Annotated in this window: 24 protein-coding genes and 1 pseudogene; 5 read left to right on the forward strand and 20 right to left on the reverse strand. The window is 65.3% G+C overall.

Annotation, left to right across the window (positions count from 1 at the left end):
* Positions 1–27: 27 nt before the first annotated feature.
* The 5 genes from ACYCUK_RS09510 to ACYCUK_RS09530 form a co-directional block, all read right to left on the reverse strand.
* Positions 28–2,106 (reverse strand): methyl-accepting chemotaxis protein, encoded by a 2,079-nt coding sequence (locus tag ACYCUK_RS09510; RefSeq protein WP_461594571.1) that lies wholly within the window; start codon positions 2,104–2,106, stop codon positions 28–30.
* Positions 2,107–2,298: 192 nt separating this feature from the next.
* Positions 2,299–2,817: a chemotaxis protein CheW gene (locus ACYCUK_RS09515; protein ID WP_461594537.1), complete on the reverse strand. Its 519-nt coding sequence runs from the start codon at positions 2,815–2,817 to the stop codon at positions 2,299–2,301.
* 39 nt (positions 2,818–2,856) lie between these two features.
* On the reverse strand, positions 2,857–3,222 hold the full coding sequence (locus tag ACYCUK_RS09520) for a response regulator (protein WP_112485697.1): 366 nt from the start codon (positions 3,220–3,222) through the stop codon (positions 2,857–2,859).
* Entirely contained in the window at positions 3,219–3,629 is a 411-nt protein-coding gene (locus ACYCUK_RS09525; RefSeq protein WP_461594538.1) for a response regulator, read from the reverse strand. Before ACYCUK_RS09525 ends, ACYCUK_RS09520 begins: the two co-directional genes overlap by 4 nt.
* Positions 3,630–3,716: 87 nt before the next feature.
* Complete coding sequence (locus ACYCUK_RS09530; protein ID WP_112488233.1) at positions 3,717–3,869, reverse strand: rubredoxin; 153 nt, start codon at positions 3,867–3,869, stop codon at positions 3,717–3,719.
* 154 nt (positions 3,870–4,023) lie between these two features.
* On the opposite strand from ACYCUK_RS09530, the gene thiD reads away from it, so the two are divergent.
* The gene (thiD, locus tag ACYCUK_RS09535; protein WP_461594539.1) at positions 4,024–4,890 is read left to right on the forward strand and encodes a bifunctional hydroxymethylpyrimidine kinase/phosphomethylpyrimidine kinase; all 867 of its coding nucleotides are present in this window, start codon (positions 4,024–4,026) and stop codon (positions 4,888–4,890) included.
* A gap of 67 nt (positions 4,891–4,957) precedes the next feature.
* Positions 4,958–6,244: a glutamate-1-semialdehyde 2,1-aminomutase gene (hemL, locus tag ACYCUK_RS09540; protein WP_461594540.1), complete on the forward strand. Its 1,287-nt coding sequence runs from the start codon at positions 4,958–4,960 to the stop codon at positions 6,242–6,244.
* A 17-nt stretch (positions 6,245–6,261) separates the two neighbouring features.
* Here the strand turns inward: hemL and mtgA are convergent, their stop codons facing one another.
* From mtgA to ACYCUK_RS09595, 11 genes are all read right to left on the reverse strand, one after another.
* The gene (mtgA, locus tag ACYCUK_RS09545) at positions 6,262–7,038 is read right to left on the reverse strand and encodes a monofunctional biosynthetic peptidoglycan transglycosylase (RefSeq protein ID WP_461594541.1); all 777 of its coding nucleotides are present in this window, start codon (positions 7,036–7,038) and stop codon (positions 6,262–6,264) included.
* 49 nt (positions 7,039–7,087) lie between these two features.
* Positions 7,088–8,011 carry a shikimate dehydrogenase gene (gene aroE / locus ACYCUK_RS09550; RefSeq protein WP_461594542.1) on the reverse strand — a complete coding sequence of 308 codons (924 nt, stop codon included), beginning with the start codon at positions 8,009–8,011 and terminating at the stop codon, positions 7,088–7,090.
* The gene (locus ACYCUK_RS09555) at positions 8,008–8,895 is read right to left on the reverse strand and encodes an energy transducer TonB (protein ID WP_461594543.1); all 888 of its coding nucleotides are present in this window, start codon (positions 8,893–8,895) and stop codon (positions 8,008–8,010) included. The genes aroE and ACYCUK_RS09555 overlap by 4 nt, the downstream gene beginning before the upstream one ends.
* A 71-nt stretch (positions 8,896–8,966) precedes the next feature.
* On the reverse strand, positions 8,967–10,979 hold the full coding sequence (locus ACYCUK_RS09560; RefSeq protein ID WP_461594572.1) for a ribonuclease catalytic domain-containing protein: 2,013 nt from the start codon (positions 10,977–10,979) through the stop codon (positions 8,967–8,969).
* Positions 10,980–11,050: 71 nt separating this feature from the next.
* Positions 11,051–11,689, reverse strand: a complete 639-nt coding sequence (locus ACYCUK_RS09565; protein WP_461594544.1) for a YqiA/YcfP family alpha/beta fold hydrolase — start codon at positions 11,687–11,689, stop codon at positions 11,051–11,053.
* Between the two features lie 190 nt (positions 11,690–11,879).
* Positions 11,880–12,386, reverse strand: coding sequence for a CBS domain-containing protein (locus tag ACYCUK_RS09570; protein ID WP_461594545.1), 507 nt, complete (start codon positions 12,384–12,386; stop codon positions 11,880–11,882).
* 513 nt (positions 12,387–12,899) lie between these two features.
* Positions 12,900–13,244 (reverse strand): hypothetical protein, encoded by a 345-nt coding sequence (locus ACYCUK_RS09575; protein WP_461594546.1) that lies wholly within the window; start codon positions 13,242–13,244, stop codon positions 12,900–12,902.
* Between the two features lie 23 nt (positions 13,245–13,267).
* Entirely contained in the window at positions 13,268–13,981 is a 714-nt protein-coding gene (locus tag ACYCUK_RS09580) for a hypothetical protein (RefSeq protein ID WP_461594547.1), read from the reverse strand.
* 47 nt (positions 13,982–14,028) lie between these two features.
* Positions 14,029–14,319: a hypothetical protein gene (locus ACYCUK_RS09585; protein ID WP_461594548.1), complete on the reverse strand. Its 291-nt coding sequence runs from the start codon at positions 14,317–14,319 to the stop codon at positions 14,029–14,031.
* Positions 14,316–14,588 (reverse strand): hypothetical protein, encoded by a 273-nt coding sequence (locus tag ACYCUK_RS09590; protein ID WP_461594549.1) that lies wholly within the window; start codon positions 14,586–14,588, stop codon positions 14,316–14,318. Before ACYCUK_RS09590 ends, ACYCUK_RS09585 begins: the two co-directional genes overlap by 4 nt.
* 62 nt (positions 14,589–14,650) lie before the next feature.
* The gene (locus ACYCUK_RS09595) at positions 14,651–14,941 is read right to left on the reverse strand and encodes a hypothetical protein (RefSeq protein ID WP_461594550.1); all 291 of its coding nucleotides are present in this window, start codon (positions 14,939–14,941) and stop codon (positions 14,651–14,653) included.
* 349 nt (positions 14,942–15,290) lie between these two features.
* On the opposite strand from ACYCUK_RS09595, the gene ACYCUK_RS09600 reads away from it, so the two are divergent.
* Positions 15,291–16,109, forward strand: a complete 819-nt coding sequence (locus ACYCUK_RS09600; RefSeq protein ID WP_461594551.1) for an alpha/beta fold hydrolase — start codon at positions 15,291–15,293, stop codon at positions 16,107–16,109.
* Positions 16,110–16,205: 96 nt separating this feature from the next.
* On the opposite strand, the gene ACYCUK_RS09605 is transcribed toward ACYCUK_RS09600, so the two are convergent.
* The 4 genes and pseudogenes from ACYCUK_RS09605 to ACYCUK_RS09620 all read right to left on the reverse strand — a co-directional run bounded on the left by ACYCUK_RS09605 (position 16,206) and on the right by ACYCUK_RS09620 (position 20,941).
* The gene (locus ACYCUK_RS09605) at positions 16,206–17,423 is read right to left on the reverse strand and encodes an MFS transporter (RefSeq protein ID WP_461594552.1); all 1,218 of its coding nucleotides are present in this window, start codon (positions 17,421–17,423) and stop codon (positions 16,206–16,208) included.
* 160 nt (positions 17,424–17,583) lie between these two features.
* Positions 17,584–19,752 (reverse strand): FUSC family membrane protein, encoded by a 2,169-nt coding sequence (locus ACYCUK_RS09610; protein WP_461594553.1) that lies wholly within the window; start codon positions 19,750–19,752, stop codon positions 17,584–17,586.
* Positions 19,753–19,827: 75 nt separating this feature from the next.
* A pseudogene (locus tag ACYCUK_RS09615) lies at positions 19,828–20,019 on the reverse strand (transposase); the annotation flags it as partial.
* Between the two features lie 22 nt (positions 20,020–20,041).
* Complete coding sequence (locus ACYCUK_RS09620) at positions 20,042–20,941, reverse strand: urease accessory protein UreD (protein WP_461594554.1); 900 nt, start codon at positions 20,939–20,941, stop codon at positions 20,042–20,044.
* A 129-nt stretch (positions 20,942–21,070) separates the two neighbouring features.
* On the opposite strand from ACYCUK_RS09620, the gene ACYCUK_RS09625 reads away from it, so the two are divergent.
* Positions 21,071–21,235 (forward strand): hypothetical protein, encoded by a 165-nt coding sequence (locus ACYCUK_RS09625; protein WP_461594555.1) that lies wholly within the window; start codon positions 21,071–21,073, stop codon positions 21,233–21,235.
* A 20-nt stretch (positions 21,236–21,255) separates the two neighbouring features.
* The gene (locus tag ACYCUK_RS09630) at positions 21,256–23,784 is read left to right on the forward strand and encodes a diguanylate cyclase domain-containing protein (protein WP_461594556.1); all 2,529 of its coding nucleotides are present in this window, start codon (positions 21,256–21,258) and stop codon (positions 23,782–23,784) included.
* Positions 23,785–23,898: the final 114 nt, after the last annotated feature.

Below are 23,898 nucleotides of genomic sequence, written 5' to 3' on the forward strand. Positions count from 1 at the left end.
TGGAGTTGGCAGGCAGGATGCGGCGGATCAGGCGATCTTGAAGCGTGACACGGATTCGCGCAGCGCCTCGGCCACGCGTGCCAGTTCGCCGACCAGGTCGGCGGTGGAGCGCGTGCCCTGGCTGGTCTGCTCGGTCACGGCGAAGATGTGCTGGATGTTGCCGGCCACCTTGTTGGCCGACTGCGCTTCGGTCAGGGTCTGCTCGGAAATGCGCTGAATCAGCTCGGCAAGCTGTCGCGACACGCGGTCGATCTCGGTCAGCGCCGTGCCGGCGTTGTCCGAGAGCTTGGCGCCTTCCACCACGCCTTGCGTGCTCTTTTCCATGGCGGCCACGGCGTCTTGCGTATCGGTCTGAATCGCGCGCACCAGCGCCGAGATCTGTTTGGCGGCTTCGGCCGAGCGCTCGGCCAGACGCTGCACTTCCTCGGCCACGACCGAGAAGCCGCGGCCGGCGTCACCCGCTGAAGCAGCCTGAATGGCGGCGTTCAGCGCCAGCACGTTGGTCTGTTCGGTCAGGTCGGAAATCAGCTCGGTGATTTCGCCGATTTCCTGCGACGATTCGCCCAGGCGTTTGATGCGCTTGGAGGTGTCCTGGATCTGGGTGCGGATGGCGTTCATGCCGTCGATGGAATTGCGCACCGCCTGCAGGCCCTGTTCGGCGGCGGTGAGCGACTGGCGCGCCACGTCGGATGACCGTTGCGCCTGCGCCGAGACGGCATTGATGCGCTCGGCCATATCCAGCACCGACTGGCCGGTTTCACGAATTTCCACCAGTTGCTGCTCGGAGGTCTTGAGCAGGTTGCCCGACGTGGTTTGCGCCCGTGATGAGGCGTAGCTCACCTGGTCGGCGGTGGATTGCACTTGCGACACCAGATTGCGCAACTCCTCCACGGTGTAGTTCACCGAGTCGGCAATGGCGCCGGTGATGTCCTCGGTCACGGTTGCCTGTTGAGTCAGGTCGCCTTCAGCCACGTTCTGCAGTTCGTTCATCAATCGCAAAATGGCCGACTGGTTGGCCTCGTTGGTGCGGCGGGCATCGAGCTCCTGGCGTTCGGCCAACTGGCGCTGCATCTCGGACTGGTTCGCGCGTTGACGCGTTTCCTGCACATACAGCCTGGCCAAACCAGCCAGCGCCAGCAGCGCCAGCACCCCCATCGCAATCAGGAATAACAGGGCCTGTGTGCTCACGCCGGCATGTGACGCGTAGTCACTCTGCAAGGTTTGCAGCTTGGCCAGCAGCGGCACCGAGTCTTTCACCACCGAGGCTTGAGCAATGCGCGCGCTGCTCAAGCCCTGCAGATTGGACAGAATGCCGGTGGTGAGCTGGCGGGTCTCGCCGAAACGCTTCACCAGGTTTTGCAACTGGGCGCGCAGTTGCGGGCTTTTGGCGGCGGTCAGCTGCAAATTGGGGTCGCCATCGAGCAGACCTTTGGACAAGTCGTTGAAGGTGTTCAGATCCTTGCCGAGGGCGAAAACAGCCTCGGGGCTGACGCCTTCGAAGGACAGAAATTCATTGGCTGATTTGCCGATGCGCTGGGTCAGCATATTGAGCTGGCTGGCCGCGGCGATATTGGCCGCCGGCGCGTTTTCCTGCAGCATCAGCGATGAGATGGTTTCGGTCGTTTCAAGCAGGCTGTCGGACTGCCGGTTCACGGCGCGCAAGGACTTGTTCGTTTGTGTCAGCACCGGTTCAAGCTTGACCACGGACAGCGCGTTCTTCACCATGCCGTCGACCAAGGGTTGAATCGCGGCCAGATCTGAACTGGCAGCTGGATTGCCACCGCCAAGCGCTTGGAAGTCGGTGCTCAAAGCATTGGCACCCGTCTTGAGTTCACCGAATGAGCTCTCCGAGCCCAGCAAGGATGCACTGATGGACTTGGCGACAAGCTGCGACTGCATCATGGCGTCGCCGGTGGTATCCAACAACTTGGCCGAACTGGATGCAACACGCAAAGTGACCGCCAGGCCCAGGCCGACGAGGATCACAGCGACGATGAGCAGCAGGACCAGCACGCGCTGCTGCTGGGGCAAGGGCAGGTGGCCGATCACGGGAAGTGCGTTTTGCGTCTCCTGATGTGGGCGCTGTTCTTGCGTGTCCTGATCCATCTGGACAGTTGACGATATGGAGACGCTGGATTCGGCGATGGCCGTGGGGGCCTCGACGGGGTTTTTGGAACCGAACAGGGGAAACAGGGCCATGGGAACTCCGGCGTTACGTCTAGTGTGAAATGTGAGCGGGGAAGGCAGTCGGGCAGTCAGTGGCGGTCAGTGCATGGGCGCGATGCGGAGCACCTCGCACTAGACCACGGCAAGAAATCGGGTGTCATCCGCCAGCAAGGCCAGGTTCAGCTCGCGCCAGGTCAGCCCCGAGGCGTCGAGCAGACCCGGGCCGAGCCAAGGCTCCGTGGCGGCGGGCGAGTGCTCGTCCATGACGAATTGTCCGGGGGTGCGCAAGCCGGCAAGTTGATCGACCAGGAGCACGGCGTTGATTTCGAGCTGGGGTGTGAACTGGATGTAGCGGCTTTGGGCATTGCTGCGCGGGCTGCTGGCGAGGCGCGCACCGAGAAAAGCCGCGAGGTCGACCACGCCGCACAACACGCCACGCAAGTTGACCAGGCCGGCGAACCAGGCTTGAGCATGCGGCAAAAGCATGGGTGGCTCATAAGCCGAGATTTCGCCCGCTTGCGACAAGGGCAACAAGATGCGCTGCTGGCCAGCGACCACAGCCAGCCAGCGTGACTCGCTCTGCGTCAACTGCGCGGCCTGCAGGCGCGATGCAAGCTGGCTCTGGAATTCGATCAGACTGCTGCGTGCCATGTCTTGGACTGAGGGGCAAGGGCGTGTGGTGGGCGCGGCTCAGGACAGCGCCATGATCTTGCTCAACAGATCATGCGGGTCCACGGGCTTGGTGACGAAGTCGCGCGCGCCCTGGCGCATGGCCCAGAGTTTGTCGGTCTCCTGGTTCTTGCTGGTGCAGATGATGACCGGAACCTCGCTGAACGCCGGGTTGCGGGTGATTTGGCGCGTGAGCTGAAAGCCGTTCTGGCCCGGCATCACCACGTCCATCAGAATCAGATCGGGCTTGTCGGCTGCCAGCGCACTCATCGCCTGCTCGCCGTTTTCGGCGGTGCTCACGGTGTAGCCGTTCTTGCTCAGCAAATCGGACAGAAAATAAAGCTCAGTGCGGGAGTCGTCGACGACCAGAATTTTTTGGATGCTCATGGGTGTGCGGCGTTGGCGCCTGAGGGAGTGTTGCGATATTGATCGACCGCCTGGAGCAGTTGGTCTTTGGTGAAGGGTTTGGTGAGATAGGCCTCTGCGCCCACCATTTTGCCGCGAGCCTTGTCGAACACACCGTCCTTGGACGAAAGCATGATCACCGGGATGCCTGCATGGCGCGGGCTGCGCTTGATGATGGCCACGGTCTGGTAACCGTCAAGGCGCGGCATCAGGATGTCGCAAAAGATCATGTCGGGCAGGGTGTCGTTGACTTTCGACAAGGCGTCGAATCCGTCTTCCGACAACAGCACCTGGTAGCCAGCCTGTTTGAGGAAAATTTCCGCGCTGCGGCGGATGGTGTTGCTGTCATCGACCACCAACACCTTGAATGAACCATTGGCCGTGCTCAAGCAGGGTCTCCAGAGAATATGCGGTGATGTGAATGCACAGAAAACTGCACGCAGGAGTCAAGACGTGCAGCTGCTTGAAGTTTGAAGCTAGATCTGCACCATTTCGAAGTCATCCTTGCGCGCCCCGCATTCCGGGCAAGTCCAGTTCATCGGGATGTCTGCCCAGCGTGTGCCAGCGGCCAGGCCACTTTCTGCATGTCCTTCTTCTTCGCTATAAATAAAGCCGCAGATCAAGCACATCCAGGTTTTGTAGTCAGGTTGTGTCACAGCGTATCGCCCTCTGGCATAAGATTCAATCATTCTATGAAGAGGTTGTGCAGGGCTGTGGCGTCTTGCATACCAAGCGCGGCTGTGGGTTTGGCCGCCCCCGTTTGCTTCATCACCCGAACCCATCATGCCCAATCCGACCGAAGCTCCCGAATCTCCACCAGCCGTGATGGCCTTCAACGCCGCCGACCCCAGCGGTGCCGCAGGGCTGGCGGCGGACCAGGCGGTTTGCGCTGCCGTGGGTTGCCACGCTCTGCCGGTCACCACGTCCATCTGGGTGCGCGACACGGCCGAGATTTTCGACATCGTCGAGATCGAGGCCGACGCCGTGATCGAGCAGGCGCGCGCCGTGCTGGAAGACGTGGAGCTGGCCTCCTGGAAAGTGGGTTTCCTCGGCAGTGTCGAGGTGGTCAGCGCCGTGGCCGAACTCCTGGCCGATTACTCCCAGGTGCCGCTGGTCACTTATGTCGGCAATCTGCAGGTGTTCGACGAAAGCCAGGCCGAGGAATACATCAAGGCCATGCAGGAACTGGTGCTGCCGCAGACCCGCGTGTTGTGCGGCAACGTCACGGCCCTCACCCAGTTCCTGTTCCCCGACGTCGAGCGCGAAGAGCCGCCCACGCCCGAGGCGCTGATGCATCAGGCGCAGGGCATGGGGGTGCAATACCTGCTGGTGACGGGCATTCTGGTGCCCGAAAACCATGTGGAGAACGTGCTGCTGAGCCCGCGTCGCCAGTTGCTGCGCGAGCGCTTCGAGATGTTCGATGCGGGTTTCTCCGGTGCCGGCGACACGCTTTCGGCCGCCGTGGCGGCGTTGCTGGGCACGGGCGCCAAGCTTGACCAGGCGGTGCATGAGGGGCTGGAGTTCCTCGACCAGAGCCTGGATTTCGCCTACCGCCCGGGCATGGGCCATCTCGTTCCCGACCGTTTTTTCTGGGCTCAGACCAGCCCCGAGGCCGACGACGATTCCATCTCTCCGGTGGGTCTGCAGTAAGCCTCCTGCTTCGTCCTTTCTCTCCCAATCAGCCGCCCGCCCCGGGCGGCGTTTTCTTGCAGTCGCCATGTCCAGCAACGCCCAACTTTTCGACCGCGCCCAGCGCACCATTCCCGGCGGGGTGAACTCCCCCGTGCGCGCCTTCCGTCAGGTGGGCGGCGTGCCGCGCTTCATCGACCGCGCCGAAGGCCCGTACATGATCGACGCCGAGGGCACGCGCTTCATCGACTACATCGGCTCCTGGGGGCCGATGATCGCCGGCCACGCCCATCCCGAAGTCATCGAGGCGGTGCAGCGCGCCGCCACGCGCTCGCTGAGCTTCGGCGCACCGACGGCCGACGAAATCGACATGGCCGAAGCCATTTGCAGGCTCATGCCGGCCGTGGAAATGGTGCGCCTGGTGTCCAGCGGCACCGAGGCCGGGATGAGCGCCATCCGCCTGGCGCGGGGCTTCACCGGGCGCGACGCCATCGTCAAATTCGAGGGCTGCTACCACGGCCACGCCGACAGCCTGCTGGTGAAAGCCGGCTCTGGCCTGCTCACGTTCGGCAACCCGAGTTCCGGCGGCGTGCCGGCCGATCTGGCCAAGCACACACTGGTGCTGGAGTTCAACAACATCACGCAGATCGAGGCCTTGTTCGCAGCGCGCGGGCATGAGATTTCCTGCGTCATGGTCGAGCCCATTGCCGGGAATATGAACTTCATCCGTGGCTCGAAAGCGTGGCACCAGCGCCTGCGCGAACTCTGCACCGAGCATGGCGCGCTGCTGGTGTGGGACGAGGTGATGACCGGCTTTCGCGTCGCTTTGGGCGGAGCGCAGCAGGTCTACGGCATCAAGCCCGATCTGGTGGTGATGGGCAAGGTGATTGGCGGCGGCATGCCGCTGGCGGCTTTCGGTGGCCGCGCCGATGTGATGCACAAGCTTTCGCCGCTGGGCAACGTCTACCAGGCTGGCACGCTGTCGGGCAACCCGGTGGCCGTGGCCGCCGGCATGGCGCAGTTGCGCATCATCCAGCGTCCCGGCTTTTACGACCGTCTGGCTGCCACCACCCGGCAACTGATGCAGGGGCTGGACGCCGCGGCGGCGCGTCACGGCATCACCTTCCGCACCGACAGTGAAGGCGGCATGTTCGGCTTCTATTTCGCCGACACCTTGCCGCGCAACTACCCGGACGTTGCCGGCGCCGATGTCGAAACCTTCAAGCGCTTTTTCCACGCCATGCTCGACCGCGGGGTCTATCTCGCTCCCAGCATGTACGAGGCCGGCTTTGTTTCCGCCGCGCATGGGCCGGACGTCATTGCCGCCACGCTGGACGCAGCCGACGCCGCCTTTGCGCGACTTGCCAAAACCTGAGCGCCGCTGCCCGCGCTTCAGCGCGGAATCTGCACCTGGTAGGCGCGCGCGGCGATCACCCCGGTGCGGCCGTTGATGTAGGGACCGTACAAGTGGTTCTGGAAAAAGCGCGGCGCCGGCAGCATCACCGCCAGGCGCGCGGCCTGCCAAGGTGACAGCCGCGCCGCCGACACATGGAAATAATGCTGCGCGGCCGCTTCGGCACCGTAAATGCCCTCGCCCCACTCCACGCTGTTGAGGTAGATCTCCAGGATGCGACGCTTGCCCAGAATGCCTTCGAGCATGTAGGCGATGACCAGTTCCTGCGCCTTGCGCACATAGCTGCGCTGCGGTGAGAGAAACAGGTTCTTCGCCAGTTGCTGGGTGATGGTCGAACCGCCGATGATGCGGTGCAGACGCTCGTCGCGGCGGCTGTGGTTTTTCTGCCAGGCTTGTTGAATGGCCGTCCAGTCGACGCCGTCGTTGGTCAAGAATGTGGCGTCTTCCGAGGCCACGGCCGAGCGCTTGAGCCAGGGGCTGATGCGGTCGTAGGGTACCCAGTCGTGCAGCCAAGGCGCATCGAGCCAACGCTGGGCCGCGCTCAGCCTGTCTTGGCGCCCAGCCGGCTGGGGTGACGCCCCTGGGTCGCCCTTGAGAATGCGCAACTGCGCGGCGCGCATGAAGGCCGTGCTCGACGGCGGGATCACCGTCCACAGCGCAATGCGCAACGCGAAATAGCCCTGCAGAACGACGACGGCCCAGAAACACAGCCACAGGATGGGGCGCAAGCTGGAGCGTTTGGATGACTCGGCCATGGCAGGGCAGGTGCGTGTTTGCGAGAAGTTGGGGATGCAAAGGGGGCGGTCAGTCCGAACGCCCGCGCAACTCGGCCTGCAGCGTGGCCAGAACCGGTGCGGTGTCGGGGCGCACGCCGTGCCAGAGCCAGAAGCTCTCCGCCGCCTGTTCCACCAGCATGCCCAGGCCGTCTTGCGCCTCGGCACCGGCCTTGCGGGCCTGGGCGATGAAGGCTGTGGCTTGCGCGGCGTACATCAGGTCGTAGGCCAACATGCCGGGGCGCAGCACGCCGGGCGGCAGTTCCAGCGTGGCGCCGCCCAGGCTGGACGCGGTGGCGTTGATGACGAGATCGAACCCCGGCGCGGGCTCGGTCACGGCCGCGAGCGCCACGCCATGTTCGCGGGCGACGCCGGCATGGCGCGCGACCAGAAGGTGGGCTTTGTCGGCGCTGCGGTTCCACACGGCAATGGCTTGCGCGCCGGCCTCGATCAGCGCGCCCAGGACGCCGCTGGCGGCGCCGCCCGAGCCCAGCAGCAACATCGTTCTGCCCGCGAGCGGATGGGCTTCAGCACTGCCCGCCTGCCGACTTCCGGGCGCGCGCGTCAAGATGCGTGTCAGGTCACGCGCCAGGCCGATGCCGTCGGTGTTGTCGCCCCAGAGTTCGCCGTCATCGCCCCAGCCCAGGGTGTTGGCGGCCTCGGCCAGGGCCGCGCGTGGCGACAGGCGGCGGGCAGCGCGCGCGGCCTCGAACTTGAACGGTACGGTGACGTTGCAGCCGCGCCCGCTCTCGGCACGAAAGGCCTGCAGCCCGTGCGCGAAGCCGTCCAGCGCGATCAGGCGCTTTTCATAGTGCAAGGACAGCCCGCATTGCGCCGCGAACAGCGCATGGATGCGCGGCGACTTGCTGTGTTCCACCGGGTTGCCGAGCACGGCGTAGAGGTCGGGCAGGTGCGTGGCGATGGGCATGGGTGTGCGCGGGGTCGGGCTGCTCATGGCGCGGGGCTGCCGTCTTGCCCCGGCTGAGCCTGCATGTGGGTTTCCAGGCCGCCTTCACGGGTGAAGTCGAAGCCGGCGACGATGACGAGCTGATCGGCATCGCGTCGCATGGCGGCGTTGAAGCGGCCGTAGGGCTGGGCTGCGTTGACGATGGCCCGCGCCATGCGGTCGAGCTGTGGGTTGCCCGAGCTGCGCACCACCTCGCTCTTGGCCAGCCGTCCCGAGGCATCCACGGTGATGGCCATGATGAGCTTGCCGTAGAGCTTGCTGCCGTCGCGTTGCGGAAAATCGATCGTGCCCAGATGCTCGATTTTCTGCCGCATGTGGTCGTAGTACAGCGCATACGGCACGCTGCGGGTGTTGGGGCCGACGAAGCGGCGGCGCGGCTTGGCGTTTTGCTGGTCGATGTGGCGCTCGATGGCGCCGAGCAGGTCCAGCAGGCGCTTGCGCTGATCTTCCAGCGCCTGCGCAGCCGCCGGCTTGGTCTGCTGCGCGGCCAGGCGCTGCAACTGCACCATCTGGCTCTTCACCTGGGTGATGAGTTCACGCTGCTTCTGCTCGTCCTGCGCCAGCGAGCGGCTCTGGTTTTGCAGCGCGTTGCCATCGACCACGGTGGCCGTTGCCGGCAGCGGCGTGGTGGCCAGGCCTTTGGCCGCGTCACCCCCGCCGGCGAGGTTGACCTGGGCCAGCGCCTGCGGTTTTTCGGGGGCTTCGGTGGACGACTGGTTGACCAGCACCACCGACAGCGGCGTGTCCTGGAACATGCGGTTGAAGGTCTCGGGCGCGCCCACCTTCAGCGCCAGCAGCGCCGCGTGCGCCGCCACCGAAATGAGCAGCGCCCACTGCAGTTTGCCGAGATGAATGGCGCGGAGCGAGGACATGCGCAAGGGGCTGGCGGGGAAGGGCGGGTGACGCTGGCCGCGGGGGCAGATCGGTGAGGTGGCCGGCTGGATCAGGCAGCGGCGGAGGCAGCGCCCGGCTCGGCTGCAAGCTCGGTTTCAACCTCGGCTTCGTCCACGGCCAGATGCAGGCCCGTGGCCAGGGTGGCGGCGTCTTCTTCCTCGGCCGGTTCATCCACCGGCGCCGCTTCACCGACGGCGGCCGACACGTCGCGCAGCACCTCGACCACCTTGCACGGCTGCTCCAGCGTGATGAGGTCGGGCTGGCCGAACTGCACGCGCACGCGGGTGCCGCGCGGCTGGTCCTGCGCCCCCAGCGCCTGCAGCACCAGCGGCAGGCCGTCCACCCGCACCAGCCCGTCGCGCAGCACGGCGGCTTCGCGCTCGGCAATGCCTTCCTGCTGCAAATAGCGCAGGGTCCAGTAGCGTTCCATGCCGTTCTGGAAATCGGCATAAGCCTTGTAGGCGTCTTCGAACGCGCCGACGATGGCGAACAACTGCGCGTCCTTCGGCTTGTAGGGCACGGCCAGCAGGGCGGTGCGGCCATGGCGCGCGGCGGCGATGATCTGGCCCTGGTTCACCAGGTCGGTGTAGCGCCGCAGCGGCGAGGTGCACCAGGCGTATTGCGCCACGCCCAGGCCCTGGTGCGGCGCCGGCTTGGTGCCCATGCGGGTGCGCAGGTTGGCGCCCATGCCGCTCTGGCTGCGGTAGATGCCGGGCAGGCCCAGCTCGGCCAGCCAGCCGCCCCAGGTGGCGTTGGCCAGAATCATGAGTTCGGCGACGATGAGGTCGAGCGGCGCGCCGCGGCGGCGCGGCACGATGTCCACCCGCGCCGCGTCTTCGCCCTGCTCCAGGCCGGTGACGCGGAAGCTGTAGTCCACCCCGCCCGGGCGCTCGGGCCGGCCACGCACCGCTTCGCGCCCGGTCTTGAGTTTGTTCGCGATGCGCCACAGCAGCGCCAGCTCCGTGGCGAAGGCAAAGCTGGGTGCGGCGCCGACGCCATTCAGCGCATCTTCCGTGACTTCGGCGTCCAGCAGGTCGTGGCGCAGATTGGCGGCAATGGGCACGCGCTCCACCCGCGTCTCGTGGCTCTGCATGGCGAGGTTCGCGTCCAGCGTGACATACAGGCTCACGGCAGGGCGGCTGCTGCCTTCGGCCAGCGTGAAGCTCTGCACCAGCGCGTCGGGCAGCATGGTGATTTTGTCGCCGGGCATGTAGACGGTGGACATGCGCGCGCGTGCCGCCTGGTCCCAGGCGCTGTCGCGCGCCAGGGCCAGCGCCGGCGCGGCGATGTGGATGCCGAGCACCACGCCGCCACCTTCCAGCGGCTGTACCGACAGCGCGTCGTCGATCTCGGTCGTCGCCGAATCGTCGATGGAAAACGCCTGCACCTCGGCCAGCGGCAAATCCCCGGCGTCGGCCGCCGGCAGCGGCAGGTCGGCGAAGCCGGTGCCCTTGGGGAAATGCTCCAGCAAAAAGCGCTGCATGTGGAAATGCCAGGGCGATGCAATGGCACCCGCCGCGCGCAGCAAATGCAGCGCGCCATGGCCGCTCTGCTTCACCGCCAGCGCCAGGGTCTTGTATTCCACGCCGTTCTTGTCGGGCTTGAACAGCAGGGCGTAGAGCTTGGCGGCAATGGCTTCGGGGCAGTGGCCGTCCACCAGGGCTTGCGCATCGGCCTCGATCTGCCGTTGCTGCGCCTCCTTGCGAGCCATGCCGGCCAGCGCCGCCTGCACCGTCTCCTGGCTGGCCTTGCGGAACAGCCCCTTGCCACGGCGCTGGAAGTAGTGCGGCGCGCCATGCAGGCGCAGCAGCACGGCGGCCTGCTGTTGCGGCGTGGGCTTGCCGCCGTAGTAATCGGCCGCCGCCACGCCGAAGCCGAATTCGTCTTCCGGCGCGAACTCCCACAACAAGTCGAGCTCGATGCCGTCCTGCTGCGCCTGCGCCCAGGCCAGCAGTTCATCCGGTGCGGGCGCATCGAACGGCAGCAGCGCCTGCTGGGCCTTGATTTTCTGGCGTTTGCCGCTGGCCAGTTCCACCTGCATCGAGGTGTCGGCCTGGCTCATGATGCGGCCGGTGGCGAGCTTGCCGGCGTCTTCGAAAAGGATGTAGGTCACGTGGGTTGGAATGGTGAGGGTCACGCCGCGTCGGCATGAATGCCGAGAAAATCCAGCACGGCGTCGAGATGATGCGTGGCGTAATCCGTGAGCGCGTGGCCGCCGTGCGGCACGATGCGCAAATGGCCGCCGGCGTAGCGCGCGGCCATTTCGCGCCAGTCGAGCACTTCGTCGTCCTGCGCGATCACGGCAAGGTAACGCGAAGCCTCGGGCACGGCGCTGGCAAGGTCGCCGACTTCCAGCGCATGGAGTTCGTGGACATGCGCCGCCGTGAAATGAAACGCTGATTGCGGGTCGTGCCAGGCCGTGAGCTCGCCAATTTGCGAGCGCAAATCACGCGCCGGGTTCACCGCAGGGTTCAGCAGCGCGGCGCGGGCTTGCAGGCGGTGCGCCAGATACGTGGCGTAGAAGCCGCCCAGCGAACTGCCCACCAGCGCCAGGCGCCCCGGCGCGACACCTCGCACCAACGCCAGCACCTCGGCCATGGCCTGCGCCGGGGAGGGCGGCAGTTGCGGGCACAGCCATTGCACCGGCCCCAGCCCGCGCGCGCGGCGCTCGTTTTGGATGGCCTGCAGGCGCGCGCCGGTGACAAGCGCCTTGGCCGACTGGGGCGAGGAGCGAAAGCCGTGCAGATACAGCAGATGGGAGGGTGCGGGCATGCGGGAGTGTTCGCGCGGGTGTGCCAGCGCAAAACCCGCAATGCTAGCGGCTGGAAACCAGGGTTACGGGGCTGGGTGTCGGCCCGGAGGGCGGGCACCGTCGATGGTGCCCTGGGCTCTCCTGAGGAAGCAGACGGTCAGCCGTCGTTTCCTCAACTCCCTTGGGGGAAGGGCGCCCTGGGGGCTTGGATCAAATGCTGCGCGAAAGCGGCTGGATGGTTGCCGATGTGGGCGGCGTCCCTGCCGATGGGCTCGGGGTCTGTGCGTCGTCCTGCGGCCAGTCACGGATATAGGCCTTGAGCATGCGGTTCTCGAAGTCCTGTTCCTGCACCACGGCGCGAGCCACATCGTGGAAGGAAATCACCCCGAGCAGGGTGGTGCCCTCCATCACCGGCATGTAGCGGGTGTGGCTCTCCAGCATCAGGCGGCGCAACTCGTCCAGGCTGGTCAGCGGGGTGCAATGCACCGGCTCGCCCAGCATCACGTCGGCCACCTGGGCTTCGCCCGGCTGCGCGCCGGCCAGCGCGGCAATGACTTCGCGGAAGGTGAGCATGCCCGCCAGATGGCCAGCCCGCATCACCACCAGCGAGCCCACATCATGCTGCGTCATGGTGCGGGCCGCTTCGAGCAAGGGCGTATCCGGCGCCACCGTGAACAGCGCGCCGCCCTTGACCCTCAAAATATCGCTAACTTGCATGGCTGTCTCCTCGTCGCTGCATCTGCCCGATGGCTATGCAACCAATATAGTCCAGCCAGCGGCAGGCTTCCATGGGGAACAACGTTGATGTGCCGGTTAGCGGCACCTTGTCGTGCTCGGTGCCCAACCGAGTCAGCCAGCATTCATGCTTGGGTGCGGGCCTCGTTCCTTGCATGAGGTCTTGCCACGAGAGCATGTCTGCTTGCAGGGCCGGGCGGCGTGATGCTCCGCCTAGACAGATCGGCTTCGCCCAATGCTTCGTACTTCTCAAAACTCGCTTGCACGACATATGCAGATCGTGAGCCATCGAGAATGGGAAACGAGAACGACAAATTGTTGATTCAAGGCGCCGGCGATTCTCGATTCAAGCGTTCTCGGAAACGGTGGTTTTCAATAGTTTTTTGAAGGCTCAGTTGCCGAATAGCGGACGACTGTGCGGCCTAACGAACTAATTCACCGGTCTGTCTCGGCAAGCCGCGCCAAGCCGATGGAACGATGGGTTGGTCCACCTGCTCATTTGCGGATTTCGATTACAGTGTCTGGTCTCTTCTGTAAAGGCTGTGCGGTGCCTCCTGGTGCTACGCACTTGAAATCCAACTCTGTTGATCCTAGTTGGGCTAGCCGCGCTGGGGTCGTAGTTACCTCCAAAGTTTGGACCTCAAGACCCTTCGCTCGGCAAAATTCATCGGCCTCACGATAGACCTCTGCTTTGTTGGTTAGTGAGACGCCAAGGCCTGGCATGCCATCCTTCTTGCCAATCATGTATGAATCCTGACCCGTTGGAATGACGCCTGTGCTCTGGCAACCGGAGACAACAAATGTTGTCAATATGGTGAAAAGGTAGGCGAGTCGTTTCATTTTGGCTAATCGTGGGTTTGCGGTCATTGCTTGATAGGGACTTCGGCCCATTCGGCGAACTGCGGCTTGTAGAGGATTATTCTCTCGAACGGTGAAGGGAATCGAGAGTCTGGGTCTGGCCATTGAATGCCTTGATCTTGTGCGCTATCGAAGAAGTCAACAACGAGCAGGAGCCAGAAGGCGTTGCACGGCACGTATGCACGAAGCTTGTCATGCTTCGCGGTAGCAACTGCGGCGACACGAGATAGTGAGAGACTGGGCACGGTGTAGCACTGAGATGCGCGCCAGACTGCGTCAGGGTACTCGACTGGGTTGTAATAGATGGAGCAGACCTCTGGCATGTGTGCGAGCAAGGTCCGACTAACTGGACCGGCAGGCGACCTCTCAATTGGTTTCGCTGCTGCGGCTAAAGCCGATGCCAGTGCTTTGGGACTCGTGATCGGATGTGTTGGATCGAAGGAGATCGTCAATTCAATCTTCCGGCCTCCGGCGGCCAAGTACTGGGCCTGCGCTTCCTGTAATACCCTTTTTCTGAAGCGGCGCTGTGCTTGCTCGCTGCTCGAATCGCCACCGTCCGAAAGGTATAAGTTCGCGATCTCGACGCCAAGCTTGCGCGCACCGTGAATGATGACGTCGGGCTTGTCGGTGTACTCCACGCTCCCTGCCGGGAGAGGGAAGTGAGCCCTGAACTGCTCAAAGTAGCCGCGTTCGATGGCTTGGTTTGAGGCGCGGGTCATGGATGACGGCTAACGTTTGGCATTACGCCCGCGACCAGGAAATGAGATCAGTGCGACTCGGACGCGCATTTGAAAACAACTTGGTTATTTTGAGGAGTCCACATTTGAACACCGGTGGACTTGGTGTTTAGCGCGACTGCGTGTAGACCTTTACCGGCACAAAACGCATTTGCGTTCTTAATGCTTTGTGCCAAAAGCTCCCCATCATTTTTGAATCCGCCGCGAGCATTCAACGAAATCATGTAGCGACCTTCGCCCATAGATACAGGCGCGGTCGTCGTGACACAGCCACACAACAACAATGTAGCGGCCGAAAAGATAAGCGCTTTGGATTTCATTGTTCGTTCGGCTCCGCTTCTTCAGAATTGTTTATAGTGCAGCACGCGACAATACGCTCAACGTAATGCATCCAGAAAGCCTGCTGGATAAGCCGAAGGGTGCGGAATATTTTTGTCATCGCTTGCTCCGGGAGGTGGCTTGAAGCCAGGGTTTCAGGCCGATTGACTGCAAAAATACAGGTATAAACAAACTGCCAAACAACGCCACGCTGGTTCTTGAGCGTGGCCCGCGTCAAGGGGCTTCGCAAAAACGACACCTTTTGCACCATTCTGTCTCATCATTCTACTTCTCAAAATGGTGATTTGTGTAGAGTACTAGCCTGCTTGGCGATTACTTGGAAACACATTTGAACTGAAGCGTGGCGCTTCCTTCCCGCACAAACGGAATGGCGCCACTTATTTTGGCGTTCACGGTTTCAATGGTCTTTCCTGTGCGCGCGCAATATGCGTTTGCTTCTTTATAGATGTCTGCCATAACGCCATTAGGCGTACCGAAGATGCCGGCAGCGCTCTGCTTTGAGATCATGTAAGTGTCGCTATCTATGGGAACGACCCCTGTGGATGCGCAACCAGCGAGCGCGATTGAAATGAAAAGAATTGTGTAGATGAATCTAAATTGCATGAGTTGTCTTTCTTGATTTTTTGGTGTCGAATGGCAGCGGATCATAGGAGGGCAGCAAAAAACGAGACCTTTTGCGCCATTATGTCTGATAAGCAGTTTACAAAGATTAGCACAAAAACTACCATTATTCGAGCCAGATGCTTGATCCTATCCGATTCATCGTTCATAACACAACACAATTCACATCGCATGCATTGTTTCCCAGAGGCATCGCCAATGCTCTGGCAGCGTGAGCGGTTTGAACCGGGTCCATCGGGACGAGGTCGAGCATCCGGAGTGCCGACTATGGCTTGCAGCGCGCTATCTTTCAGGCCTTGGTCCAGCCGCTTGGACACTCAGGAGTTCTCCCATGCAATGCCTAGTTGACGGCAGCGCCGTTCATGTCGAATACACCGAGCCGACGGTCATCGCGGGCGCTGCGGCGCCCATCGCCATCGTGCTCTTGCATGGAGCGGCGAACGATCACCGCGCCTGGTTGCCGGTTGCGCCCGGGCTGGCGCGGGCGGGGTATGCGGTGTATGCGCCCGACCTTCCCGCGCATGGCGGCAGCGGCGGGCCGCTTTGCACGGACGTGGCGCAAATGGCCGCTTGGGTGCTGAAGTTGTTGGACGCCTGCGGTCTGGAGCGCTGTGCACTGGCGGGGCACAGCATGGGTTCGCTGGTGGCGCTGCATGCGGCGGGGCTGGCGCCGCAGCGCATCGGCCATCTCGCGCTGGTGGGCACGGCATGGCCGATGCGGGTGGCGCCGGCTTTGCTGGATTCGGCGCAGAACCAGCCTGATGTCGCTTTGCGCAATATGGCCATGTGGTCGCACAAGCAGCAGGACGGCCAGCCGCTGCAGCCCGAACTGGTGCAGCAAACCCTGGCGTTGATGCAGTCGGTGCAGGCTGGCTGCGCCCAGGGCAATGTGCTGGCCACCGATCTGGCCGCCTGCAACGCCTATGCCGACGCGCCGGACATGGCGGCGCGGGTGCGCGCGCCAGTGGCCTTCATCCTTGGCGAGCACGACCGCATGACGCCGACAAAAGCCACGCAGCGCCTGCGCGAGGCCCTACCCCAGGCCCGGGTGACGACCCTGGACGCCGGCCACGCTTTGATGAGCGAAGCGCCGGCCGCCGTGGTGCAGGCCTTGACCGCGTTGCTCGCGCAGGCTGCGGAGCAGCGCTGATTCACGGTGGGGGTTGCGCGAGGGGGCAGGTCATCAACCCACCCGGCGCGCGTCGTTTCCGCCCCCCTCCCGCCCCCTTCCCGAATCCGCACAGCTTCAGCCAGCCGCAGCCTTGCCCGGATTCCACCCCACATGCAGCACCAGGGCCAGGGCCGAGAACGCGGCGCCGGTGAGCACCACAGCGGGCCAGCCGCCCAGCGCCCAGGCGTGGCTGGCGGCGAAGGTGCCGGCGGCACCGCCGATGAAGTATTGCGTCATGTACACCGCGTTGATGCGGCTGCGCGAGGCTGCGTCGAGCGCGTAGATGCGCGTCTGGTTGGCGATTTGCGCGCCTTGCACCCCGGCGTCCAGCACCACCACGCCCAGCACCAGCCAGATCAGGCCGTGGCCGCCGAAGGCGAACAGCGCCCAGGCCGCGAGCACGCCCACCAGCGCCACCAGCAGCACACGGCGCGGGCCGCCGGGGTGGTCGCAATGGCGGCCTGAAACCGGGGCGACCAAGGCACCGGTCAGCCCCAGAATGCCGAACAGGCCGGCCGCCGCAGGCCCGAGACCATAGGCCGGGCTGCCCAGCAAGGGCGTGAGCCCCACCCAGAACACACTGAAGGCGCCGAAGAACAGGCCGCCGGTGACGCCGGCCGCGCGCAGCTCGGCATGCTTGCGGAACTGGCCGAGGGTGGACGCCACCAGATGGCCATAGCTTTGCGCCGTGGTGTCGTTCGCTGGCAGGCGCGGCAGGGTGCGCCACAGCATGACGAGCGATGCGGCGTTGAGCAGAGCCGCCAGCGCGAAGACGGCACGCCAGCCAAGGGCCTGGCCCACCAGCCCGCCCAGCACCCGGCCGCCGAGGATGCCCACCAGCAGGCCGCTCATCACCAGGCCCACGGCGCGGCCGCGCTGTTGCGGCGGCGCCAGGTGGGCCACCAGCGGCACGATTTGCTGTGCGATGGACGCCATCAGCCCCACGCCGAGGCTGGCCGCTGCCAGCAGCGCGATATTGGGCGCGGCCGAGGCCAGCAGCAGCATGAACACCAGCGCCGCGCCCATGCCGAGAATGACGCGGTGGCGGGGGTAGCGGTCGCCCAGCGGCCCCAGCCCGATGAGCCCGCAGGCGAAGCCCACCTGCGTGGCGGTGGGAATGGCGGCGATGCCGGCCACCGTGGTGTGGAAGGACAGCGCCAGTTGCTCCAGCAGCGGTTGCACGTAATAGATATTGGCCACGGCCACGCCGCAGGCCAGGGCCATGAGGGGCAGGAACAGGCGGGGCAATTCCGGGGTGTGGGGCGTGGCTTGGGCGAGGGTTGGGGAGGACATGGGTCTTGGGGCGGCGACAGTCAGGTGCTCGGCGGCGATGGCAAAGGGCCGATGGGCGCCAGGCGATGGGTAGCCACCCGTGGGCTTCAAGCGCAACCGGCGGGTGAGAGCGGAACGGTACGTCGATCAGCCTAGCGCCCGGGCTGAGTGTGAGCAGATGTCAATCCGAATTCCCCGCCTCTCCGGGGAGATGCAGATCGCGTGCCACGCGTTGGTCGATTTGCCCCACCAACGCGGCTTCGACACCGATCAGGTTCAGGCGGCGCAGCAGCGGGTCGGGCGTCGTGTCCGCTTCGGGCGTGATGGAACCGGGCACAGGGTTGGCGCGCAGGGGCACGGGCATCGCCACAAGTGTTGGCGCAGCCTTCAAACCGAGCTGCTGCAGCACCCAGGCGCGGGTCGGCGCAATCAGGGTTTCGATCGCCTCCGGGCTCAGGCGCCGGGTGCGGCGCGCGCGCAGCACGCGCATGGACGCCAGGTGGGCCGCGAGCAGGTAGCTGTGGGTGATGAGCCGCGCCAGCTCGCGCAGGGCGCGGCGCTTGGCGACGGGCTCTTCCAGCATGCGGCTGTACAGCCCGGTCATGGAAGCCAGGGCGTCGAACAGGCGCTTGCGGGCGATGCGAAAGGCGCCTTCGTCCTGCTGCTGCGCTTCGAGCACCGCCAGGGCATAGTCGCGCTGCGCCTGCATCAGGCTGGAGAGCTGGCGCGGCACGTCCTGGTATTCCCAGCGCGGCAGCACATAGCTGAAGCCCCAGGCCAGGGTGGCGCCGATGAAGGTGTCGATCAGGCGCTGGTCCACGAGAAAGCGAACGTCGCCTTCCAGCAGCCGCGCCAGCAGCAGCGACAGCACGCTGGCCGCCATGGCGGTGAAGCGGTAGTTGGTGGTGACGAAGGTGCGGGCGAAGGTCAGCGCCAGGAATAGCGCGGCGAGCAAGGCGGGCAGGCCCAGGTGCAGGTCGAGCAGCACGGCGGTGAACAGGCAGCCGAGCAGCGTACCCAGCAGCCGGTCTTTCAGGCGCTGGCGGGTGACGCCGTAATTGGGCCGCAGGATGACGGCGATGGTCAGCAAGATCCAGTAATCGTGCGCCTGATGCACGAACAGGCTGCGCGCCACCACCAGCCCGCACAGCAGCGCCAGCCCCAGACGCACGGCGTGGCGGAAGATGGGAGAGCCCCAACGCAAGTGGGCGCGGATCTGGCGTGGGTCGTAGCGCCAGGTGCTGACGAAGGGGCGCAGGTCCGGCAGGGACGGGAGCGCGCCGCCGTCGCGCGCCGCGTAAGTGGTTTGAAGGGTGGCGACGAGGGCGTCGATCTCGCGCTGGGTGTTGAGCAGCGAGGCCAGCGCGGAGCGCGCATGCGCCAGTTCGGCCGTGTTGCTTCGCGTCAGTGTCGACGCTTGTTGCTCCGCCCGTGCCCAGCGCGTGGCGTCCAGCGGCCGGGCTTCATTGCGACGGCTGTGCAGCATGGCCAGGGCCAGGGCGGAGAGCGCGTCGGCCGTTTGCAGCGTGCCGGCCTGCAGTGTGTCCAGCACCTCGGTGCCCTCGAACTGGCTGCGCAGCAGGGCGGAGTCGGTCTGCGCCGCGAGCTGCGCCTCGAACAGATCGAGGGACTCCAGCAGCATGCGCGTCCAGAGCGCATCGCTCGGCTTCCTGCCTTCGCGCAGCACCAGATCGCGTGCCGATTGCAGCGCGTCGTTCACCGCGCCTTGCAGCACGGCGGCGCGGCCGTAGGCTTCGTCCTCGGCCATCTGCCGGGCGTAGAACTGGCTTTGCCAGCGCATGTAGGCGGCCAGCGCGTCCAGCACTTCGGCCAGCGCCTGCTGCTTGGTGCGGCTTTGCAAGATGCGGCCGAGCGCCAGCGCATAGGCGGTGAACAGCAAGCCGCCCAGCACGAACAGCGCCACGCCCAGCAGCAAGGTGTGCAGGTTGGGCGCCGGCGGCACCCCGAGCGTGATGACGGTGATGAACAGCAGGCTGAAGCTCAACGCCAGCGCCCGCTTGCCCCACAGGCTCACCAGTCCGGCGCCGAAGCCCAGCAGCGGCACCAGCAGCAACTCAACCCAGGGATGGCCGACGCTGGCCCACACCAGCAAGAAGCACAAGGCACTGCCAAAGGTGGAAAACAGCAACTCGAAAGCCTTGACCCGCATGGGCGCCGGATTGTCGGCAAAACAGATGGTGAGTGCCCCGGTGCCCAGCAGCACCGCCATCTGCATGCCGCCGGCGGCATAGCCCAGCAAGCCCAGCGCCAGAACACCTGTGGCCGAGACCAGGCCGCTGGTGAAGTAGCGGCTGAAGACAACGCGACTGAGCAGGGGGATGGGGTTCATGCGGCCAAGCATTTTGGCATGGCCCAAAGCTTAGGGCGATGCGCACGAGGGACTTGTTCAGCGTCGCCTTAGGATCTATCCGTCGATCATATGGATGGTCAATGGCACTTTGCGGAAAGCGAGGATGGCGGCCGCAAGGTGGTTGAGCGCGAGGAAGCTGCGTTCAAGCTTGTCGTCGCGCACGAACCGTTTGCGCAAGCGGTTGAACCCGCCATGGCAAGCCTCGACCTCCCAGCGCCTGGCTTGCTTCTTTGGATCGCGCCGTTCGCGGCCGATCGGTTGGCCGGCTTCACGTTGCCCACACCCGGGGCGGGCAGGGCGGCAGATTCCAGGCGATGTGGCGCCACGCTGCCCACACCTCGCGCAGCAGCGCCGCCACGGGCTCGATGCGGTCGGCCAGCACGCGCAGCACCACCACTTGCGCATGAGGCGCGGTGGCTCCGGCTGGCAGTGCAGCCGGCTGGGCTTGCGCGAGCTGGCGCGCAGCGTCCAGCAGGGCGTCGCGGCGCTGCGGGGCGATGGGGCTGCCGGCGGCGAAGAACAGGGTGCCCAGGGCTGCGCGCCCGCTCAAACCGCCCGGGCTTTGCAGTAAAACCGCGTCGGCAGCGGCGATGCGCCCGCGTTCCAGCCACACGCCCGGCAGTTCCAGGTGCTGCACCATCTGCCCTTGCTGGAAGGGTTTGCCGGCGGCGGGCAGACCCAGGGCCAGCATGTCCCAGCCGAACATCTCGGCCCCCGCATCCAGTGTGAACACGGCGCGGTTTTCCGCCAGGCAGGCATCGAACGCCAGGGTTTCCAGCGGCAACCATTCCAGCCGTCCGCCCGCGCGCACACACGCCTGGACTTGCTGCACCGCCGGCTGGCCCAGGCTGCGGTAGAAGCGGGTGGCCCCCGGCGTGGTGACGAGTGCATGCGCCTGCGCTTGCACGCTCAGATCGATGTCGATGCGGTCGCCGCCCACCAGGCCGCCGGGCGGATGCACCAGCACATGATGGCAAACCCCCGGCCCTTCGGGATACAGCGCCGCCAGCACCCGCACCGCGCCGCGGTGTTGCGCGTGGCCGTTGCAGCGCCCAAGCGTGGCGGTGTAGCGCAGGTCGAGGCTGGAAGCCCAGACGGCGGTGGCCGGGCCGGGCTGTTGCGCGGCCGGATGGACTTGGGGAAGTGGCGCGGGTGGCTTGGCGGACATGGGCGATGGCAGCGGGCTGAATCAGCGCCGGGCTTGCAGGAATCTCTGGTCATGGGCCGGGCTTCAGGAGCCAGGACTGTGGCTCGTGCGGCGAGGTGACAGGGTTTGAAATCGGGCTTGTGCAGGGCCATGATCGCACAGGCCGAGGCCGGGCTTGAACAAACTGTGACTTTCGTGAACCAGTTCACGCTGCCCTGCATTTCCTTCGACAAGCGGACTGATTCGCCGTCGGATCGTCCCCATAATGGAAACCACCAACACCGTGCCTTCGCCGCATCCTGCCGCAAGGGCTAACAGCCCACTCACCGAGATTCATGGACGACCCCGCCACCCTGCCGCTGCTGCCAACCGTCCCTCGGGCGGAGGCCCGCGCAGCCGCGATGCGCAAGCCCTCCGCGCCGACCCTGGCGCGCCTGGGCTGGCGGCTGATGGCGTCGGCTGCGGGCCTGTTCGCCACGCTGGTGGGGCTGTGGTTGTGGTCGTCGTGGGAAGCCACCCGGCACGACCTGGAGCAGCGCAGCGAATTGACGGCGACGCTGCTGGCGGTGAATGCCGAAACCACGTTTTTGCGTATTCAGGACGATTTGCAGCAACTGGGTGACACCCTGCAAAACCGCGGTGCGCTGCATGACCCCGTGGGGATGTTCATCGCCCTTGACGCCTTCAAGTCGAGCCACCCCGAGCTGGGCGGCGCAACGGTGTTCAGCCCCGACGGGCAAATGCTCGCCAGCACGGCCAGCCGTCAGGCGCGCAGCCTGCCCAATGTGCTGCAGGAGCCGGCCTACGCCGGCTATCACGACGATTTCAATCTTGCCCTGGCAACGCAAGGCTTGAGCGTTGGCCGGCCCCAATACGGGCTGCTGCTCAAGCAGTGGTTCATTCCCCTGCGCTATGCCGTGCGCGGCGCCGACGGCCAGGTGCGCTTCGTCGTGCAAACCAGCATGTTGCTGGAGCGCCAACAGGCCCTGTGGCGCGGCTTGCCGACGCAGCCCGGCGTGGCCATGGGTTTGCTGCGCACCGATGGCTGGCTGATCAGCCGTTACCCCGATCAACCAAGCCATGTTTCCATCTATGGCCAACCCGCCAAAGGAGCGCTGGTTCGAGCGTTGCGCAGTGCTGGCGACGCGCGGCGGGGCATTTACGCCGGCAAGACTGCTGACGGCGAGCAGCGCGAGGGGGCCTGGGCGCGGCTGCGCGATTTCCCGATGGTCGCTTTCCTGTCCTACACGCACGACGAGGTGATGCAGATGTGGTGGGCCGATGTTCGCACCCCGCTGCTCGCCCTCGGCGGCATGCTGGCCCTGCTGATCACGGCCTACACCTTGCTGTTGCGCAGCTTCGTGCGGCGCATGGTTCGCATCCGCCGGCAAATGGATTTCGTGCGGGCCGAGGAACTGCCCAGCAGCGGTGTGGCCGAGATCGATGCGCTGCTGCGCCAACTCGTGCGCAGTCGCGAGCACATGCGCCGCTTTGCCCGCAACCGTGAAAAAACCCTGCTCGAAGCGGCACAGGCCGGCACCTACACCCGCTCCCTGCGCGACGGCGTGCTGGTGGCGGCCGACTCCAGCTTCGCCCGCATGCTGCAACGTCCGGTGCGCCGCCTGATCGGGCGCGAATGGGATGAGTTGTTCAATACCGTGGACGAGGTGCCAGTGGGTGAAGCCATTGGCGATGCCAAGACCCAGAAGCGGGGCGGCCGCCGCCTGGTCTGGACCCGTGGCTTGCATGGCGAAACCATCTGGTTGTCCCTGGCCGAGCATGCCGAAACCACGGCACAGGGCCATAAGGTGATCCATGGTTTGGCCATCGACGTGAGCGAGCGCGAGAACCTGCTGCGCGCGGTCGAGCGCCAATCCCAGCGCCTGCAAACCCTGTGGGAGCTGGCGACGGGTTCGAGCGTGGAAGACCCGGGCGCCGAAGCCGGCGACGCCATCTCGTACATGCTGGCCCAGGGGCGCGATGCCCTGGACATGCAGGCGGCCATCATCTGCCTGCGCCTGGGCGACGAGTGCCACATGCTGTACGTGCAGGACCTGCATGGCCGCTTCCGCCAGGGCCAGACCCTGTCGGCCAACCATCCGCTGTGCGCCTGCGACGACCACGAAAACGGCGCTTTGTGGATTGCCGACACCAGCCTGCATCCCAACCTCGCCGCGACTGCCGGCGTGCGCTCGGTGATCCGTTTGCCCCTGGTGCAGGCGCACCAAACCCTGGGTTGCCTGCTGCTCCTGGGCGATGAGCCCCAGGGCGAGGAATTCGATCCAACCGACCGGCAGTACGCCGAGTTGCTGGCCGCCTGGTTCGCCCGCGTGCTGCACGACCGCAACCAGCGCGACACCTTGCTGGCGCAGGCTTATACCGATGGCCTGACCGGCCTGCTCAACCGCCGCGCCGCGCAACTGCGCCTGGACGAAGCTCTGCAGTCCATGCGCCGTGGCGGCCAGTCGTTCAGCCTGGCGCTGTGCGACCTCGACCACTTCAAGCTGGTGAACGACGAATACGGTCACGCCGCCGGCGACGCCGTGTTGCGGCAGCTGGCCAGCACCCTGCGCCAGGGCGTGCCACGCGGCGGCTGGGTCGCACGCTGGGGCGGCGAGGAGTTCCTCATCATGCTGCCCGGCCTGGACACCCAAGCCGCCAGTGCCGCGATGGACGTGCTGCGCCAACGCGTCGCGCAGCGTCCCTTCCTGGTGTCCGAACGCAGTCTGCACATCACTCTGAGCATCGGCATCGGTGGTTTGCAGGGCCCGCAGGACGAAGTCGTGCGCGTGCTCACCGAAGCCGACGACAGCCTCTACGAAGCCAAGCGCCAAGGCCGCAACCGCATCATCACGATGCGGTAAGCCGCGACCAGCGGGTGTGCCCGCGCGCACCCGCGCGCGGCGAACGGCCTGCCGGCCTGCGAGCCGGCAGGCCCCGAGTGCGGTGGAAGGCTGTTGCAGTGCCTGCGCACTGCC

The organism is Thiomonas sp. (assembly GCF_054608695.1).

Excerpts from the sequence above, each read along its gene's own strand:
- ACYCUK_RS09510 (WP_461594571.1), bottom strand. The coding sequence starts at position 2,106 with ATGGATCAGGACACGCAAGAACAGCGCCCACATCAGGAGACGCAAAAC.
- ACYCUK_RS09515 (WP_461594537.1), bottom strand. The coding sequence starts at position 2,817 with ATGGCACGCAGCAGTCTGATCGAATTCCAGAGCCAGCTTGCATCGCGC.
- ACYCUK_RS09520 (WP_112485697.1), bottom strand. The coding sequence starts at position 3,222 with ATGAGCATCCAAAAAATTCTGGTCGTCGACGACTCCCGCACTGAGCTT.
- ACYCUK_RS09530 (WP_112488233.1), bottom strand. The coding sequence starts at position 3,869 with ATGTGCTTGATCTGCGGCTTTATTTATAGCGAAGAAGAAGGACATGCA.
- thiD (WP_461594539.1), top strand. The coding sequence starts at position 4,024 with ATGCCCAATCCGACCGAAGCTCCCGAATCTCCACCAGCCGTGATGGCC.
- hemL (WP_461594540.1), top strand. The coding sequence starts at position 4,958 with ATGTCCAGCAACGCCCAACTTTTCGACCGCGCCCAGCGCACCATTCCC.
- mtgA (WP_461594541.1), bottom strand. The coding sequence starts at position 7,038 with ATGGCCGAGTCATCCAAACGCTCCAGCTTGCGCCCCATCCTGTGGCTG.
- aroE (WP_461594542.1), bottom strand. The coding sequence starts at position 8,011 with ATGAGCAGCCCGACCCCGCGCACACCCATGCCCATCGCCACGCACCTG.
- ACYCUK_RS09555 (WP_461594543.1), bottom strand. The coding sequence starts at position 8,895 with ATGTCCTCGCTCCGCGCCATTCATCTCGGCAAACTGCAGTGGGCGCTG.
- ACYCUK_RS09560 (WP_461594572.1), bottom strand. The coding sequence starts at position 10,979 with ATGAGCCAGGCCGACACCTCGATGCAGGTGGAACTGGCCAGCGGCAAA.
- ACYCUK_RS09565 (WP_461594544.1), bottom strand. The coding sequence starts at position 11,689 with ATGCCCGCACCCTCCCATCTGCTGTATCTGCACGGCTTTCGCTCCTCG.
- ACYCUK_RS09570 (WP_461594545.1), bottom strand. The coding sequence starts at position 12,386 with ATGCAAGTTAGCGATATTTTGAGGGTCAAGGGCGGCGCGCTGTTCACG.
- ACYCUK_RS09575 (WP_461594546.1), bottom strand. The coding sequence starts at position 13,244 with ATGAAACGACTCGCCTACCTTTTCACCATATTGACAACATTTGTTGTC.
- ACYCUK_RS09580 (WP_461594547.1), bottom strand. The coding sequence starts at position 13,981 with ATGACCCGCGCCTCAAACCAAGCCATCGAACGCGGCTACTTTGAGCAG.
- ACYCUK_RS09585 (WP_461594548.1), bottom strand. The coding sequence starts at position 14,319 with ATGAAATCCAAAGCGCTTATCTTTTCGGCCGCTACATTGTTGTTGTGT.
- ACYCUK_RS09590 (WP_461594549.1), bottom strand. The coding sequence starts at position 14,588 with ATGGTGCAAAAGGTGTCGTTTTTGCGAAGCCCCTTGACGCGGGCCACG.
- ACYCUK_RS09595 (WP_461594550.1), bottom strand. The coding sequence starts at position 14,941 with ATGCAATTTAGATTCATCTACACAATTCTTTTCATTTCAATCGCGCTC.
- ACYCUK_RS09600 (WP_461594551.1), top strand. The coding sequence starts at position 15,291 with ATGCAATGCCTAGTTGACGGCAGCGCCGTTCATGTCGAATACACCGAG.
- ACYCUK_RS09605 (WP_461594552.1), bottom strand. The coding sequence starts at position 17,423 with ATGTCCTCCCCAACCCTCGCCCAAGCCACGCCCCACACCCCGGAATTG.
- ACYCUK_RS09610 (WP_461594553.1), bottom strand. The coding sequence starts at position 19,752 with ATGAACCCCATCCCCCTGCTCAGTCGCGTTGTCTTCAGCCGCTACTTC.
- ACYCUK_RS09620 (WP_461594554.1), bottom strand. The coding sequence starts at position 20,941 with ATGTCCGCCAAGCCACCCGCGCCACTTCCCCAAGTCCATCCGGCCGCG.
- ACYCUK_RS09625 (WP_461594555.1), top strand. The coding sequence starts at position 21,071 with ATGATCGCACAGGCCGAGGCCGGGCTTGAACAAACTGTGACTTTCGTG.
- ACYCUK_RS09630 (WP_461594556.1), top strand. The coding sequence starts at position 21,256 with ATGGACGACCCCGCCACCCTGCCGCTGCTGCCAACCGTCCCTCGGGCG.